Origin of the sequence: Pseudoalteromonas sp. APC 3495 (genome assembly GCF_030407645.1) — a bacterium.
Classification (GTDB): Bacteria; Pseudomonadota; Gammaproteobacteria; order Enterobacterales; family Alteromonadaceae; genus Pseudoalteromonas; species Pseudoalteromonas tetraodonis.
The window spans coordinates 1-15,054 of record NZ_JASDDA010000004.1 but is presented as its reverse complement, the minus strand read 5'-3'; the positions used below and the strand labels follow the sequence as shown (position 1 = coordinate 15,054).

Annotated in this window: 15 protein-coding genes; 10 read left to right on the top strand and 5 right to left on the bottom strand. The window is 41.1% G+C overall.

Going from position 1 to position 15,054, the window contains the following annotated elements:
• Positions 1-12: 12 nt before the first annotated feature.
• Both QL984_RS02395 and tal read right to left on the bottom strand, forming a co-directional pair.
• Entirely contained in the window at positions 13-201 is a 189-nt protein-coding gene (locus QL984_RS02395; RefSeq protein ID WP_008467780.1) for a DUF3545 family protein, read from the bottom strand.
• A gap of 226 nt (positions 202-427) precedes the next feature.
• A complete protein-coding gene (gene tal, locus QL984_RS02390; protein WP_128583164.1) occupies positions 428-1,378 on the bottom strand; it encodes a transaldolase in 951 nt (316 codons plus the stop codon).
• Between the two features lie 218 nt (positions 1,379-1,596).
• Between tal and yaaA the strand changes: the two genes are divergently transcribed.
• Together yaaA and QL984_RS02380 are read left to right on the top strand one after the other, a co-directional pair.
• Positions 1,597-2,376 carry a peroxide stress protein YaaA gene (gene yaaA, locus QL984_RS02385; RefSeq protein ID WP_028835667.1) on the top strand — a complete coding sequence of 260 codons (780 nt, stop codon included), beginning with the start codon at positions 1,597-1,599 and terminating at the stop codon, positions 2,374-2,376.
• 105 nt (positions 2,377-2,481) lie between these two features.
• Entirely contained in the window at positions 2,482-3,438 is a 957-nt protein-coding gene (locus tag QL984_RS02380; RefSeq protein ID WP_033102560.1) for a mechanosensitive ion channel family protein, read from the top strand.
• Between the two features lie 748 nt (positions 3,439-4,186).
• Here the strand turns inward: QL984_RS02380 and QL984_RS02375 are convergent.
• On the bottom strand, positions 4,187-4,507 hold the full coding sequence (locus tag QL984_RS02375; protein ID WP_036956628.1) for a BON domain-containing protein: 321 nt from the start codon (positions 4,505-4,507) through the stop codon (positions 4,187-4,189).
• A gap of 238 nt (positions 4,508-4,745) precedes the next feature.
• Positions 4,746-5,972, bottom strand: a complete 1,227-nt coding sequence (gene srmB, locus QL984_RS02370) for an ATP-dependent RNA helicase SrmB (RefSeq protein ID WP_013465810.1) — start codon at positions 5,970-5,972, stop codon at positions 4,746-4,748.
• A 76-nt stretch (positions 5,973-6,048) separates the two neighbouring features.
• On the opposite strand from srmB, the gene QL984_RS02365 reads away from it, so the two are divergent.
• Both QL984_RS02365 and QL984_RS02360 read left to right on the top strand, forming a co-directional pair.
• The gene (locus tag QL984_RS02365) at positions 6,049-6,747 is read left to right on the top strand and encodes a methyltransferase (protein ID WP_036956627.1); all 699 of its coding nucleotides are present in this window, start codon (positions 6,049-6,051) and stop codon (positions 6,745-6,747) included.
• A gap of 94 nt (positions 6,748-6,841) precedes the next feature.
• Positions 6,842-7,300: a DUF2147 domain-containing protein gene (locus QL984_RS02360; RefSeq protein ID WP_036956626.1), complete on the top strand. Its 459-nt coding sequence runs from the start codon at positions 6,842-6,844 to the stop codon at positions 7,298-7,300.
• Positions 7,301-7,347: 47 nt separating this feature from the next.
• Here QL984_RS02360 and fldB read toward each other — a convergent pair whose 3' ends face one another.
• Positions 7,348-7,869, bottom strand: coding sequence for a flavodoxin FldB (gene fldB, locus QL984_RS02355; protein WP_008110660.1), 522 nt, complete (start codon positions 7,867-7,869; stop codon positions 7,348-7,350).
• 105 nt (positions 7,870-7,974) lie between these two features.
• Between fldB and xerD the strand changes: the two genes are divergently transcribed.
• The 6 genes from xerD to QL984_RS02325 all read left to right on the top strand — a co-directional run bounded on the left by xerD (position 7,975) and on the right by QL984_RS02325 (position 14,850).
• On the top strand, positions 7,975-8,901 hold the full coding sequence (xerD, locus tag QL984_RS02350; RefSeq protein WP_008110662.1) for a site-specific tyrosine recombinase XerD: 927 nt from the start codon (positions 7,975-7,977) through the stop codon (positions 8,899-8,901).
• A 72-nt stretch (positions 8,902-8,973) separates the two neighbouring features.
• Positions 8,974-9,702, top strand: a complete 729-nt coding sequence (gene dsbC / locus QL984_RS02345) for a bifunctional protein-disulfide isomerase/oxidoreductase DsbC (protein ID WP_008467797.1) — start codon at positions 8,974-8,976, stop codon at positions 9,700-9,702.
• Between the two features lie 83 nt (positions 9,703-9,785).
• Complete coding sequence (recJ, locus tag QL984_RS02340; RefSeq protein ID WP_008467799.1) at positions 9,786-11,507, top strand: single-stranded-DNA-specific exonuclease RecJ; 1,722 nt, start codon at positions 9,786-9,788, stop codon at positions 11,505-11,507.
• A gap of 145 nt (positions 11,508-11,652) precedes the next feature.
• Positions 11,653-12,751, top strand: a protein-coding gene (gene prfB, locus QL984_RS02335) for a peptide chain release factor 2 (protein WP_096038752.1) whose coding sequence is annotated in 2 segments (ribosomal slippage) — positions 11,653-11,727 and positions 11,729-12,751 — 1,098 coding nt in all. Because the reading frame shifts where the segments join, the coding sequence is not laid out codon by codon here.
• Positions 12,752-12,777: 26 nt separating this feature from the next.
• Complete coding sequence (lysS, locus tag QL984_RS02330) at positions 12,778-14,313, top strand: lysine--tRNA ligase (RefSeq protein WP_033102563.1); 1,536 nt, start codon at positions 12,778-12,780, stop codon at positions 14,311-14,313.
• Positions 14,314-14,667: 354 nt separating this feature from the next.
• The gene (locus QL984_RS02325; protein ID WP_013465804.1) at positions 14,668-14,850 is read left to right on the top strand and encodes a hypothetical protein; all 183 of its coding nucleotides are present in this window, start codon (positions 14,668-14,670) and stop codon (positions 14,848-14,850) included.
• The last annotated feature ends 204 nt before the right edge of the window (positions 14,851-15,054 follow it).

Genomic DNA, 15,054 nt, shown 5'->3' with positions numbered 1-15,054 from the left:
TGCTTATGTTGGTTAAAACTCTAACTCATCAATAGCAACACTATCTGCAAAATAGTCAAGCTCCTGTAGTTCTTTGCGCAAACGTTGCTTATCTTTTATTGCTTCTATTTCGCGCCATTTTCTTTTTTTATTTTTTTGAGAGGTTTTTTTCGATGTATCAGAACCTTCTAATATCTCTATTATTTCGTTTAGGCTATCCATTGATTATCTCCTATTGACCACTTTTTGAACCTCGGCAGTATCTATACCACAGCTATTAATAAAATAGAATATAAATGTGACGAAACTGTTACTAGTGGGTGGTATTTTGATGAAGATCAATGAGAACAGCACTTAAATGGGGACAAGGCGAGTATTTAAAATAAAATTGCAGGTATAAAAAACGCCGCAATAAGCGACGTTTTTAAACTCTTAAAACAGCGGTTAGTTACATCGCTTTAAAGCGTGCTTCTAATTGTTCCTGTGCATCTGCAAATGAGCGAATACCTTCAGCGAGTTTTTCAGTCGCCATGGCATCTTGGTTATGTAACCAACGGAACTGTGCTTCGCTAAGTGGCTCAGGTTTTGGCTCTTTAGTAATATCACTTGCTAGCAAGTATTCTTCAGCACCTTCTAAATTACCCAAATCTTCTAAAAGATTAGGGCTAATTGTTAGCTTATCGCATCCTGTAAGGGCAATAATTTCACCGGTATTACGAAAGCTTGCGCCCATAACTACGGTTTTGTAGTCGTGACGTTTGTAAAACTCAAAAATGCTACGTACAGATTGCACACCCGGATCTTGAAGCGGATCGGTTGGTTTTTCCATACCGTTTGCCACGTGCCAATCTAAAATACGGCCAACAAATGGAGAGATTAAAAATACGTTTGCATCAGCACAGGCGCGCGCTTGGGCATCGCTGAATAATAAAGTAAGGTTACACTTAGTGCCTTCTTTTTCTAATTGCTCAGCCGCTTTAATACCTTCCCACGTTGACGCTATTTTAATTAAAATTTTGTCTTTGCTTACGCCTTCTTTTTCGTAAAGGCTCAATAGCGTGTGTGCTTTATTAATTGTTGCTTGGGTATCAAATGATAAACGTGCATCAACTTCGGTAGAAATATAACCCGGTACAATTTCACTAATTTCTTTACCAAGTAATACTGCAAAATAATCACAAGCCAGCTCTAGCTGTTTTGCAGGCTGCTGCTCTGTTTCTTTTGCATACTGCCATGCTTTATCTAGATAAGGTTTGTAAGCTTCAATCTCGCTCGCTTTTAAAAGTAGCGATGGATTGGTAGTCGCATCTTCAGGTTGATGTTTTTTTATGGCTTCTATATCGCCCGTGTCGGCCACGATAGAAGAATGTTGTTTAAGCCTTTGTAGAGCGCTAGTCATTTGCTTTTCCTCATTCCAAGCAAGTTAAAAGAAAATCTAAACTACCTTAATATAGCTATACTGCAACAGTGTGACAATGCTTGATAGGTCTTATGTCCTTATCAATAAAAAAACGGTAACGGTTGAGTTTTAGGTAGGATAATTTTAAACAAAACGTGCTTTTCGTTTCATTTAATGTTGAAATTGACATTAAATAATTTACAAGTCAATAGCTAACTATGATCACTGTTATTTCACCAGCAAAGAATCTTGATTACGACACGCCACCCGCAACAGATAAGTTCACTCAACCTGAATTACTTGAGCACAGCGAAGCGCTCATGAAAGTATGCCGTGAACTAACTCCTGCGCAAATTGGCAGTTTAATGAAAATTAGCGATAAACTCGCAGGCCTCAACGCAGCGCGTTTTAGTGAGTGGGCACAACCATTCACTACCGATAATGCTAAACAGGCCGTGCTTGCCTTTAACGGCGATGTATACGGCGGGTTAGATGCTAATACCCTCACTACTAAGCAGCTTGATTACGCTCAAGACCATTTACGTATACTTTCGGGATTATACGGAGTATTAAAGCCGCTTGATTTAATGCAGGCTTATCGCTTAGAAATGGGTACAAAACTTGAAAATAGCCGGGGTAAAAACTTATATGAGTTTTGGGGCAGTGTTATTGCTAATAAACTTAACGACGTATTAGCGGCACAAGATGCACAATACTTAGTAAACCTAGCCTCTAACGAATACTTTAAAGCAGTAGATAAAAAAACGCTTAACGCACACATTATTACACCACACTTTAAAGACTGTAAAAACGGCCAATATAAAGTGATTAGCTTTTACGCTAAAAAAGCGCGCGGCATGATGGCACGCTACATCATTGAAAATCAAGTGACTCAATTAAGCCAACTCAAAGAGTTTACTGTGGCCGGCTATTACTTTAGCCCAGAGGCAACCACCAAAGAACTTGAACCGGTATTTTTACGCGAAGAGCAAAACTAACACACTTTTTAAAGTATTTAATAAGCCATGCATTGCATGGCTTTTTTATACTGGCGTTATTTTTGCAAACCTTAGATTACTAACCCTAACTAAGGTATAAAATAAATGCTCTCAATTCCCTCAATTACAGAAGCCGAAAAGTTGATAGAAGAAAAGCTCGGCGGTTGGTTTGATGTAGTTATAAGCCATATCCCTAATTTTATTGTTGCGGTGATCATTGCCATTCTATTTTCATTTATTGCGCGTTTGGCAGGCAAAGGAATGAAAAATGTTTTACGTCGCTCGCTCGACTCTACGCAAATTGCCGATTTAATGGCCTCAATATTTAAAGTTATTGTACTGAGTGTGGGGGTATTTATTGCCCTTGATTTTATGGGCTTAAAAAGTACTGTCACTTCTCTGCTTGCTGGTGCAGGTATTGTTGGTCTTGCCATTGGTTTTGCTTTTCAAGATATGACCGAAAACCTGATAGCGGGTATTGCCATGGGAATTCGTAAACCGTTTAAAGCGGGTGATGTCATAGAAACCGATAATGTGTTTGGTTCGGTACATTCAATAAACTTGCGCAACACACTAATAGAGAGCTTTTACGGGCAATTGATACTGGTACCTAATAAAATACTATTTAGAAATGTACTGCGTAATTACAGCACCTTAGGGGTAAGACGAATAGAAGTGCCGGTGGGTATTTCTTACGCTGACGATATAGAAAAAGCCAGTGAGGTCATCGTCGACAAAATTAACCAATTTGACTTTGTGATCCGCAAAAATGAAACCGCTGTTTATGCCGAAGGCTTTGGTGATAGCAGTATAAACTTGTTGGTGTGGTTTTGGATCAAATACCCTGGCGAGCCTGATTTTATGACGGTGCGTCACAAAGGAGTTGTGGCTGTAAAGCAAGCACTCGATGCCGCTGATATTAGTATTCCGTTTCCTATTCGTACGTTGGATTTTGGTATTAAGGGCGGTGAAAAACTCGATGCCATGATAAGCGATAAAATAAGTCAGCAGTCAGCAAATAAAGAGGGTGACAATAATACTGATGCAAGCCAAGGTGAGTAAATAATTTAAAACCCCGAAGGTAAAAGCATTGGGAAATAGTTACTGACTATCAGCGCGTTTTTACAAAGTAAAACGCGCTTTTTATAATAAATAATATAAGGGTCTGTTGACCTTTGCGGATTAAAATTAGTTCAAACTAAGAGCTATTTAATCGCGACGCGAGGTTTGTTGCCTAGTGGGCTCGATAACTGCTCCTGCGTTATTCTACTGGCTTACATCCATGTAATAATAAGTAAAAACCGAGCAAAGCTTCCGCGTCCAGCTCACGCTCCTTACCACCATCCATGTAGCCAACAAAGAGTAAATGTCCCTGGGCAGAACCCTTGGCTAAATACCAAACAGACTACTGCAAATTCAACCTTGAAAGAACAACAGACCCAATTGATAATCTGAAGTAATTAAAGCCTTGCGCTAACTGCCTTAAAAGCATCTCAATTATAAAACTATATCGATAAGGTTTCTCATCTCAAAATAGATTACTTAATTAATCGAATTTGTGCTCAAGCTTGATGCAAGCCCTATATAGTAAGTGTCTGTGAGTAATAAAGGATTCAATGGTATAAGTAGCTGCAATGAGCGTCGCGATTGGTGCGTAAACAAAAAGGCTTTTAATCAAGCTATTTAAACTGGATTGGGATTATGTCTGTATTGAATTTATATTGTGAAGGCCATAAAAAGCGCCGCTTGTGTTGGAGAAGCAAGCAGCGCTGAGGGATAAGTTAAGTGTATTAGTTAAGAAAAAGTTGTATTAAATAACACTAATTTTGTTGCGAATTACTTTAACTCCATCCATATTTTCTAAAAATTTTTGTGCAAGAGCACGTTCAAAACCGTTATTAGCTTTGCCATTAAGTTCAACGTCGCCATTTTCGACCTGTACGTTCAAATTTTCTAATTCTAAATTTGGATTAGTACGTAACTCATGAGTAATAGATTGTTGTAAATTAGGTTGTGTGGCCACACTACTTACTACTGCTAAATGCGTTGCTGCACTAACTTTAAAAGCAGAGACTAATAAAAATAAACAACAAAACGAAATAAAACCGATAGTAAATTTAATGCGACTCATAACTATATCCTTAGTGTTTTTGAAAAAGCAGCGCCGATACTCGGCGTTTTAATACTCATACACTAGCTTGGGTTACAAGTTTCATTCCAAAATTAACCATTTGAAATAATTGGATATTTTATTAAGTGGTTATTCAGCTAAGTAGTTTTTACATATTACTCTGAATTGCTTACTCACTGTTTTTAAGCCACAAAAAAGCCGACAAACGTCGGCTCAATCAAATGTATTAAAGCTAAAGCTATTTTTTCTTTTTAGCTTTGGCTTTTTTCTTCGCTTTCATTTTTACTGGATCTTTACGCTTTTTGACTGGTGGCTTGGCTTCTTTATGCTTTGGCTCTAATCCTTTAAATACACGGCGTTTTAGCTTCTGTTCTATGTAACGTTCTACTTTGTAAAGGATTCCAATATCGTGCGCTTCAATGAGTGAAATCGCTATGCCTTTTTTACCCGCGCGGCCTGTACGGCCAATACGGTGTACGTAAACATCTGCAGTGCGAGGCATATCAAAGTTAATTACGTGGCTTATATCAGCTACATCAATACCACGCGCGGCTACATCGGTCGCGACTAAAATGCGGGTTTTGCCACTGTGGAAATTTTCCATCGCTTTCATGCGTTTATCTTGTGGCATTTCACCACGTAGCCACGCAGCTTTAACGCCGTTATTGGTTAGTTCACCAATAAGGGTTTCAAGGCGCTCACGAGTTTTTACAAACACAATCGCTTTACTAACATCAGGGCCGTTTAAGGTGTTAACTAATAGCTCAAGTTTATGGCGGTAGTCGTCGGCTAAATGAACCCATTGATGTATTTTAGCTTTTTCTTTGCGTGATGATTCGGCTTCAAGCAGAGCCGGGTCGTTTAAAATACGCTCTGCAAATAATTCTACGCTGTCACCTTCAAGAGTAGCTGAGAATAAAAAGCACTGACGACGGTTTTTAGCTTCATCACAAATGCGCAGCATTTCTTTACGAAAACCCATGTCGAGCATGCGGTCGGCTTCATCAAGAATGAGCATTTCTACGTTTTCTGCATGGAAGTTTTCGGTTTCTAAATATTCCATTAAACGCCCAGGTGTGGCGATTAAAATGTCGTTATTATTTTCAAAAATTTCTTTGTGTGTACCGTAGTTAATACCACCGGTAACTACCCCAATTTTTAACTGGGTTTGTTTTGCAAGTAACTCACATTGTTCATGAATTTGATAAGCAAGCTCGCGCGTTGGGGTCATAATTAATACCCGTGCAAAGCCCGGATCACGACGCGGAAAATCCATTAAATATTGAATTGCCGGAATTAAAAATGCCGCCGTTTTACCTGTACCTGTTGGTGCCGACGCTAAAATATCGCGTCCTTGCAACGCCTCAGGAATGGCTTGTTGTTGAATGCTAGTGGGGGTTTCATAGCCCATTTTATTAATAGCATTGAGTAGCTTATCATCAAGATCAAATTCAGAAAATTGCATAGAGTGTCAAAAATAGGGGACAATTGCCGTTAATTATACGCACTTAAACCTGCTTGGTGAATGAAAAGGTGAAAAAATGTCTGGTTTTGCATTTAAACAATTTAAGGTTGAGCACGACCAGTGCGCCATGAAGGTCTCTACCGATGGTATTTTACTGGGCGCATGGGCTGATTTAAGCCACGCAAATACGTTACTTGATATAGGAACAGGCACAGGGTTACTGGCTCTAATGTGTAAGCAACGAGCGCCACATTTAAAGGTGAGTGCGGTTGAAGTTGATGAAGCCGCCTACCAGCAGGCTTTACAAAATTGCCAGCAAAGTCCTTGGCCGGATATTAGTATTTACCATCAGCCTATTCAGCAGTTTGAGGCTGCAGGTTTATTTGATTGTGTTATAGCTAATCCGCCTTATTTTAATCAAAGTTTAAAAGGTGATAATGCAGCGCGAAATACCGCTCGCCATACCGATGGTTTAAGCTTTGCAGAACTGCTTGGTGCGTTTAGGCAACTAAGTCATCAACATTCGCGTTTTAATCTTATTTTACCCACTACTGAGGCGCAGTTATTTATAACATTAGCACAGCAGCAAGGGCTGTATTTAAATCGCCTTTGCCAAGTACAAGCTATGCCAAATAAGCCCTTTAGACGCAGTTTGATGACTTTTAGTTTTGATGATTGTGAAGTAAGTAAAAGCACTCTATGCATAAGGGAGTTAAGTAATGCTTACAGTCAAGACTACATTGCACTGTGCAAGGCGTTTTATTTAAATATGTAATACCACGCTGTATGCCTAAAGCATTTTTACGTAGAGTGTTTTATAAAGGGTTGTTAGTATGGCACCATTATTGACTCATATTTAAAGTAATTTGATGAATTTATTAACTAAAAAATCAAAAAAAATACTATTACTAGCCCTTTTAGCGGGCAGCTTATTTAACACCTCTGAGGTTTTTGCTAACCCCACACCGGTTGGGCTTTGGAAAACTATTAACGAAGAGACTAACGAGGCTAAGTCGTACGTGCGCATTACTGAGCAAGATGGCGTGCTGACTGGAAAAATTGAAAAAATACTCAATAAAGCCAAGCAAGATGCACTTTGCACCGAGTGTGATGGTGATAAAAAGAATCAGCCTATGTTGGGGATGACCATTATTGAAGATGTGACCTATGCGGGTGACGGTAGTTGGGAAGACGGTGAAATACTCGACCCAAATAACGGTAAAACCTACAGCGTGCGTTTAACACCGCAGCAAAATGGCGAAAAACTAGAAGTGCGCGGTTATGTGGGCTTTTTTTACCGTAACCAATACTGGTTAAAAGTAGAATAGTTAAGAATTAAAAAGCGCTGCATGGCAGCGCTCTTTGCAATAGTGAGTTATAGGGTTTTAGCGTACTCTGTCATCACTTGTTCTACCCACGTGGCAATACGCTCGTCGCTTAGCTCGTACTGACTATCTTCGTCTAATGCTAAACCTACAAACTGTTTACCGTCTTCGGTAAGGGCTTTTGATGCTTCAAATTCGTAATTACTGTCGTTCGGCCAAAAGCCTAATTGAGTAATGGCTTGGGCATTTATTTCGTCGTGAAGCATGCCTAATGCGTCTTGAAACCACTGGCCATACCCTTGCTGATCGCCCATGCCAAATAAGGCAATGGTTTTACCATTTAGGTCGACATCTTTTATGTCGTCCCACTTTGATTCCCAATCTTCTTGAATTTCGCCAAAGTCCCACGTAGAAATACCAAAAATGATAAAGTCATATTGCTCAGCGTTTTTAAGCGGCTCGTCTTTAATATTGTGTAAACTGACGATATCGGCGCCAATAATGTCGCGTATTTTTTCTGCCGCCATTTCGGTATAGCAGGTAGTAGAACCAAAAAATAAACCAATCTGCATCGTATTTATCACTGTGTAATTGCCTGTTATGATAGGCTCAAGTTTACCGTAAGGTATTTTTAATTGATACCTTCTCCCGTGGTATTACCAACATGAGATCACAACGTGACAACGCTATCTGACGATTTACCTGAACAAAATACTGAGCTAAGCAGCAATAGCGACTTTTTAGAAACCTTTTTAGATAGCCTCTATTTAGAGCAAGGCGTAAGTGAAAACACACTGAGCGCTTATCGCAGTGACTTAGATAAGTTTTGCCAGTTTTTAAAAGGCGAAAACTTAATGACGGTAACCAGCTTAGATGTTGAAAGTTACCTAGCACACCGCGTTGATTTAGGGCTAAAACCACGCAGCACTGCGCGAAGTATTAGTGCATTAAAACGTTTTTATCAGTACTTTGTACGTGAAAAAATAATTAGCGACTCACCTATGGTCAATATTGCTCAGCCAAAGGCAGGGCAGTCGTTACCAAAAACGCTATCTGAGGCCGAAGTAGAAGCGCTATTAAGTGCGCCCAACATTGAAGAGCCAATGGGGCTGCGCGATAAAGCCATGCTGGAGTTACTGTATGCAACAGGCCTGCGGGTAACCGAGCTGGTGGGGCTTAGAATGGAGCAAATAAATTTGCGCCAAGCTGTGGTGTTTGTAAAAGGTAAAGGTAACAAAGAGCGATTAGTGCCTTTAGGTGAAGAGGCCATGTATTGGCTCGAGCAATTTTTAAAGCTCGGGCGCGCGCAAATGATAAAACATGCTACCGATTTTGTGTTTCCCTCAAAGCGAGGAGTGGGTATGACACGACAAACTTTTTGGCATCGGATTAAACACTATGCTATTTTGGCATCCGTTGAGTCGCCGCTATCACCCCATACCTTGCGACATGCATTTGCAACGCATTTATTAAATCATGGGGCTGACTTGCGTGTGGTGCAGATGATGCTTGGCCACAGCGACCTATCAACTACCCAAATTTATACGCATGTAGCGAATGAGCGATTAAAATCGGTGCATGCTGAGCATCATCCTCGTGCTTAAGCGAATTTTTTTGTCACTAAGCCGGTCATATAGACACGATAAGATAAGTATTTTTAGGATAGAGAACCCGTTATGAAAAAATTAATGTTAGCAGGTGCCATGTTGTGCACTAGTTTGAGCGCTTTTGCTAATAGCGTTGCAGTCACTCCGGATGCTACAGATCCTATCGTGACAAAATTTGCCGCGCTAGGGGTGACCGTTAAACAAATTAATCCAAGCCCAGTTGCAGGCTTAAAAGAATTGATCACCAATAAAGGTGTGCTGTATGCAAGTCCTGACGGTCAATTTTTAATGCAAGGTACGCTAATCGATCTAAACAACCGTAGTAACCTAACCGAGCAAGCACTTAATGGTGTGCGCCAATCAGGGTTAAAAGAATACGAAGACTCAATGATTGTTTACAAAGCACCTGAAGAGAAGCACAGCATTACTGTATTTACCGATATTAGCTGTGGTTACTGTCGTAAATTACACCGTGAACTAGATGACTTACTTGATGCGGGTATTACCGTTAAGTATTTAGCATTTCCACGCGGCGGTCTGCAAGGATCTGGTTACGCTGATTTAATGAATGTATGGTGTGCGAAAGATCAGCAAGAAGCATTAACTGAAGCTAAATCGGGTGCAGATACCCAAATTGTTAAAGGCTGTAGCGCACCTGTTGCTGAGCATTATCAGTTAGGCCAGAGTTTTGGTATTAGCGGTACACCGGCTATTATTTTAGAAGATGGCACGATGATCCCAGGTTATCAGCCTGCTGCGGCATTAAGCGCAGCGCTTGAGGCTAACAAAGCGGGCTAAGCAATACCACGAGTATGTGTTTAAAAAGGCCTTAATGGCCTTTTTTTGTCTTATATCATGAACATCATAAGTTAAAAACTAGCATGAAAAAAATGATCATTGCGCGAGAACCCGTTGACGACTCTCATCTGCCGAGCCATCTTCACCCTGTTATTAAGCAAATTTATGCCACGCGAAATGTGTCCCATGCCGATGAGCTAAACAATAGCGCAGCTACACTCCACGACTTCAAACTTTTTAAAGATATAGACAAAGCCAGCCAACTGTTAATTGAAGCCCTACACGCACAAAGCAAAATACTTATTGTGGGCGACTTTGACGCCGATGGCGCAACCAGCACCGCCACCTTAATGCAAGGGCTGGCCATGTTTGGCTTTACCCACTTAGATTACTTAGTACCAGACCGCTTTAGTTTAGGATACGGCTTAAGCCCAGCATTGGCTGAGCAAATAGTGACGATGCAGCCCGATTTAGTGATCACCGTCGATAACGGCATATCGTGTATCGCAGGCATTGATATTGTTAAAGCCGCAGGCATTAAAGTGCTGGTAACAGATCACCACTTGCAGGGTGAACAACTGCCTAACGCCGATGCTATTGTTAACCCTAACCGCCACGATTGTGATTTTCCCTCTAAGTCGATAGCCGGTGTTGGTGTGGCATTTTATTTACTCATTGCCCTGAGAAGCGCATTGCGTGAACAAGGTTATTTTGAGCAGCATCCTATGCCAAATATTGCTGATTTGCTTGATATTGTAGCGTTAGGTACGGTGGCCGATGTGGTAGCCCTTGATGCGAATAACCGCACCTTAGTGCACCAAGGCTTGGCACGTATTCGCAGTGGTAAAACTCGCCCAGGTATTACCGCACTGATTGAAGTGGCTAATCGCAATGCCGCGCGCTTGAGCGCCAGTGACTTTGGTTTTTCGCTTGCTCCACGCTTAAATGCAGCAGGGCGCTTAGACGACATGAGTCTAGGCATAGCGTGTTTACTTAGCAACGACATAAATCAAGCAAGGCGCATAGCTGGCGAGCTTGATAGTTTAAACTTTGCCAGACGTGAAATAGAGCAAGGCATGCAAGTAGAAGCGCAAGCGGTGCTCGATAGGCTCGCCTTTAAAGAAGATAGTGTGCCCGATGCTATTTGTTTGTACCAAGACGATTGGCACCAAGGGGTAATTGGTATTTTAGCCGGGCGCTTAAAAGAAAAGTACCACCGCCCAACGGTGATATTTGCCGGTGGTGAAAATGGTGAAATAAAAGGCTCATGTCGCTCAATTGAAGGCTTGCATATGCGCGACCTACTTGAGGGATTAAACACCGCGCAGCCTGGTTTAATTAATAAATTTGGCGGCCACGCAATGGCGGCAGGGTTAAGTATTAACGAGCAGCAATTTACTGAGTTTAAACGTGCGTTTGATAGTGCGGTCAGCGCGCAACTCAGTGAAGAAAGTAAACGCTGCATTGTATTTACTGATGGTGAACTACCTAACGACTGCTTTAGCATGGATTTTGCCCAGCTTTTAAAACAATCAGGCCCGTGGGGGCAGCAATTTCCTGAGCCGATATTTGAACACACCTTTGAAGTGATACAGCAGCGCATTGTGGGTGAAAAACACCTAAAGTTAGTCCTTAAACACCAATCTGCACGTTTAGTTGACGCCATAGCTTTTGGCATTGATGTAAAAGCGTGGCCAGATACCGAGGCGCAGTTTGTTAAAGTAGCGTACCAGCTCGATATAAATGAATTTAGAGGTAAATTTAGCTTACAACTGATTGTAAGAGAGCTTGAAAAAGTGGGCTAAAAAATATCTTCAAACCATGCATAAAAGGCTAATAAAACGCGCGGTTTTTTGTTAAAATCGGGCGTTTTTATTATTTGATGATTTTTAATTGCGCTCAGTCTCTTTTTTAAGTGCGCAATAACCTAGCCATTTTGGAGTAATGTACATGTTTGAAGTGAATCCTGTGATTAATCAAATCAAGGAAATTCGCGAACGTACTGAACTGCTTCGGGGGTACCTTTGACTACGCTCTTAAACAAGAACGTTTAGAAGAAGTTAACGCCGAACTTGAAGATTCAGCCGTATGGAATGAACCTGAGCGCGCACAAGCCCTTGGTCGTGAAAAGTCAGCACTAGAAGCCGTTGTTGAAACCATTGACACCTTAGTGGCGGGTACTGACGACGTTGAAGGGTTAGTAGAGCTTGCTGTTGAAGCCGAAGATCAAGACACCTTTGATGAAGCGCAAAGCGAACTGGCTGATTTAAATCAGCAGCTTGAAGGGCTTGAGTTTCGTCGTATGTTTTCAGGTTCTCACGATTCAAACGATGCCTACCTTGATTTACAGTCAGGTTCTGGCGGTACTGAAGCGCAAGACTGGTGTAATATTTTACTTCGCATGTATTTACGCTGGGGTGAAGCAAAAGGCTTTAAAGTAGAGCTTGTTGAAGCGACCGATGGTGATGTTGCCGGTATTAAAGGCGCAACGGTGCGTTTTTCTGGCGAATACGCTTATGGTTGGTTACGCACTGAAACAGGCGTACACCGCCTCGTCCGTAAAAGCCCATTTGATTCAAGTGGTCGTCGTCATACCTCGTTTGCTTCTGCGTTTGTTTACCCAGAAGTTGATGACAATATTGAAATTGACATTAATCCGTCTGACTTACGTATAGACGTTTACCGTGCATCAGGCGCGGGTGGTCAGCACGTAAATACCACTGAATCGGCGGTACGTATTACTCACGTGCCAACCAATACAGTTGTGCAGTGTCAGAACGAGCGTTCACAACATAAAAATAAAGCCCAAGCAATGAAGCAGTTAAAAGCGAAATTATTTGAGCTTGAGCTACAACAGCAAAATGCAGAAAAGCAAAGCCAAGAAGACAACAAGTCTGATATTGGCTGGGGAAGTCAAATTCGTTCTTACGTACTTGATGACTCGCGTATTAAAGATTTACGTACCGGCGTTGAAAACCGTAATACTCAAGCGGTACTCGATGGCGACTTAGACAAATTTATTGAAGCCAGCTTAAAATCTGGTTTATAACCACCAAGCTAAAAAAGAGCTAAAAAATGACTGATCAAATCCAAGACGAAAATAAGTTAATCGCTGAGCGTCGCGGCAAATTAGACGCTATTCGCGCAAATTGCCCAGCCAACGGTCATCCAAACCAATTCCGTCGTGAGCATTACACGGCAGATTTGCAGGCTGAGTTTGGTGATAAGAGTAAAGAAGAATTAATCGAATTACAGCACGTAGTATCGATTGCAGGTCGTATTCTTGCTAAGCGTGGTCCGTTTATGTCTATTCAAGATATGAAAGGCCGTGTACAAGTTTATGCATCAAAAGACGTACAAAAAGATTTAAAAGCAAAATATGGCCAGCTTGATATTGGCGATATTATTGGTGTTAAAGGGCCGCTTAATAAATCGGGTAAAGGCGATTTATACGTAGAGATGGCTGAGTACGAACTACTGACTAAGTCACTTCGTCCACTTCCTGAAAAATTCCATGGCCTATCGGATCAAGAAACGAAATACCGTCAGCGTTATGTTGATTTAATTACTAACGAAGCAACGCGTGAAACATTCCGTATTCGCTCACAAGTGGTTGAAGGTATTCGTCGCTTTTTAGCCGACCGCGATTTTATGGAAGTAGAAACGCCAATGCTACAGGTTATTCCTGGTGGTGCATCTGCGCGCCCATTCGTAACTCATCATAATGCGCTTGATATCGACATGTACTTACGTATTGCGCCTGAGCTTTACTTAAAGCGTTTAGTAGTAGGTGGTTTTGACCGTGTATTCGAAATTAACCGTAACTTCCGTAACGAAGGGTTATCAACGCGTCACAACCCAGAATTCACCATGATTGAGTTCTACCAAGCATACGCTGACTACATTGATTTAATGAACATCACCGAAGACATGCTACGTACAGTTGCAACTAACGTACTGGGCAGCCCAATTGTGGTTAACACCACTAAAGATGAAAACGGTGAAGTGATTGATTCAGTAGAGTATGACTTTGGTCAACCGTTCACACGTTTAAGCATGAGCGACGCAATCTTAAAATACAACCCTGAGTTTGATGCTGCGGTATTCAACGACCCAGAAAACCACTTTGAAGAATTAAAAGCGTACGCTAAACAAGTACACGTTAAAATTCCTGAAAACTGCGTATGGGGCCCAGGTAAGTTCTTATGTGAAATATTTGAAGAGACGGCTGAGCATATGCTTATCCAACCTACATTTATCACAGGGTATCCGTGGGAAGTATCGCCACTTGCACGTCGTAACGACGAAAACCCATTTGTAACTGACCGCTTTGAATTCTTTGTTGGTGGCCGTGAGCTTGCAAATGGTTTCTCTGAGCTTAATGATGCACAAGATCAAGCTGAGCGTTTTTCTCGCCAAGTTGAAGAAAAAGACGCAGGTGATGATGAAGCAATGCACTACGACGAAGACTACATTCGCGCGCTAGAGTATGGTTTACCACCAACAGCCGGTGAAGGGATTGGTATTGACCGTTTAGTCATGTTGTTTACTGACTCATCAACTATCAAAGATGTTATTTTATTCCCGCATATGCGCCCACAAGCAGACTAAGCTTGAAAGAATAAACTAAAAAATTATCAACGCCGCTAACTAGCGGCGTTTTTTTTGCCCTATTGTTTGTGAGACATTGCCTAAACTTCACATTAGGGCTTTTAATTAATAAGTACTACACTGATAATTAAGTGTAAGTATAAAAGTAAATTAATCTTTAATTCAGCTTCATTATCATAAAGTTGCTTGACTGCTTAGCAACATTACAGCAGTGCTATAACTTTTTGGTATGATTGTTTTTTAAACATTATGTTGTATTTATGTGAATTTTTTAGCTAAAATGTGGCCGAAATTTATACACGGTCATTCTTAGTCGTAAAAAATAAAAATTTCTAAAGGACTTAGAGAAATAATATGAAAGCTAAACGAGTAGAATCTTTACCTGATGAGAACACTACAGAGCAACAGCGAGAAGCGTATTATCGCGCGTGTATTGCCGAGTTTCAGAAGTTAGGCTATCAAGAGCAATACCTTGCTGAACTTACGGACGAACTAGTGCCAGTGATGGGTGTAAATTCAAGCACCCCAAACACCTAACCTGATTATTTTTCAAACTAATTACACTTTAAAACCAGGCATGTGTGCAATCTATAGCCATATAGTCACTTTTGTCAGAAAAGTGTTTGACATATTTTCTGAAATCTTTATTATACGCCCCACAAGACGGAGAGGTGTCCGAGTGGCCGAAGGAGCTCCCCTGCTAAGGGAGTATAGAGTTTGTAGCTCTATCGAGGGTTCGAA

Bases quoted from the DNA above. Each gene is read 5' to 3' on its own strand.
- QL984_RS02395 (WP_008467780.1), bottom strand. From the start codon at position 201: ATGGATAGCCTAAACGAAATAATAGAGATATTAGAAGGTTCTGATACA.
- tal (WP_128583164.1), bottom strand. From the start codon at position 1,378: ATGACTAGCGCTCTACAAAGGCTTAAACAACATTCTTCTATCGTGGCC.
- yaaA (WP_028835667.1), top strand. From the start codon at position 1,597: ATGATCACTGTTATTTCACCAGCAAAGAATCTTGATTACGACACGCCA.
- QL984_RS02380 (WP_033102560.1), top strand. From the start codon at position 2,482: ATGCTCTCAATTCCCTCAATTACAGAAGCCGAAAAGTTGATAGAAGAA.
- QL984_RS02375 (WP_036956628.1), bottom strand. From the start codon at position 4,507: ATGAGTCGCATTAAATTTACTATCGGTTTTATTTCGTTTTGTTGTTTA.
- srmB (WP_013465810.1), bottom strand. From the start codon at position 5,972: ATGCAATTTTCTGAATTTGATCTTGATGATAAGCTACTCAATGCTATT.
- QL984_RS02365 (WP_036956627.1), top strand. From the start codon at position 6,049: ATGTCTGGTTTTGCATTTAAACAATTTAAGGTTGAGCACGACCAGTGC.
- QL984_RS02360 (WP_036956626.1), top strand. From the start codon at position 6,842: ATGAATTTATTAACTAAAAAATCAAAAAAAATACTATTACTAGCCCTT.
- fldB (WP_008110660.1), bottom strand. From the start codon at position 7,869: ATGCAGATTGGTTTATTTTTTGGTTCTACTACCTGCTATACCGAAATG.
- dsbC (WP_008467797.1), top strand. From the start codon at position 8,974: ATGAAAAAATTAATGTTAGCAGGTGCCATGTTGTGCACTAGTTTGAGC.
- recJ (WP_008467799.1), top strand. From the start codon at position 9,786: ATGAAAAAAATGATCATTGCGCGAGAACCCGTTGACGACTCTCATCTG.
- lysS (WP_033102563.1), top strand. From the start codon at position 12,778: ATGACTGATCAAATCCAAGACGAAAATAAGTTAATCGCTGAGCGTCGC.
- QL984_RS02325 (WP_013465804.1), top strand. From the start codon at position 14,668: ATGAAAGCTAAACGAGTAGAATCTTTACCTGATGAGAACACTACAGAG.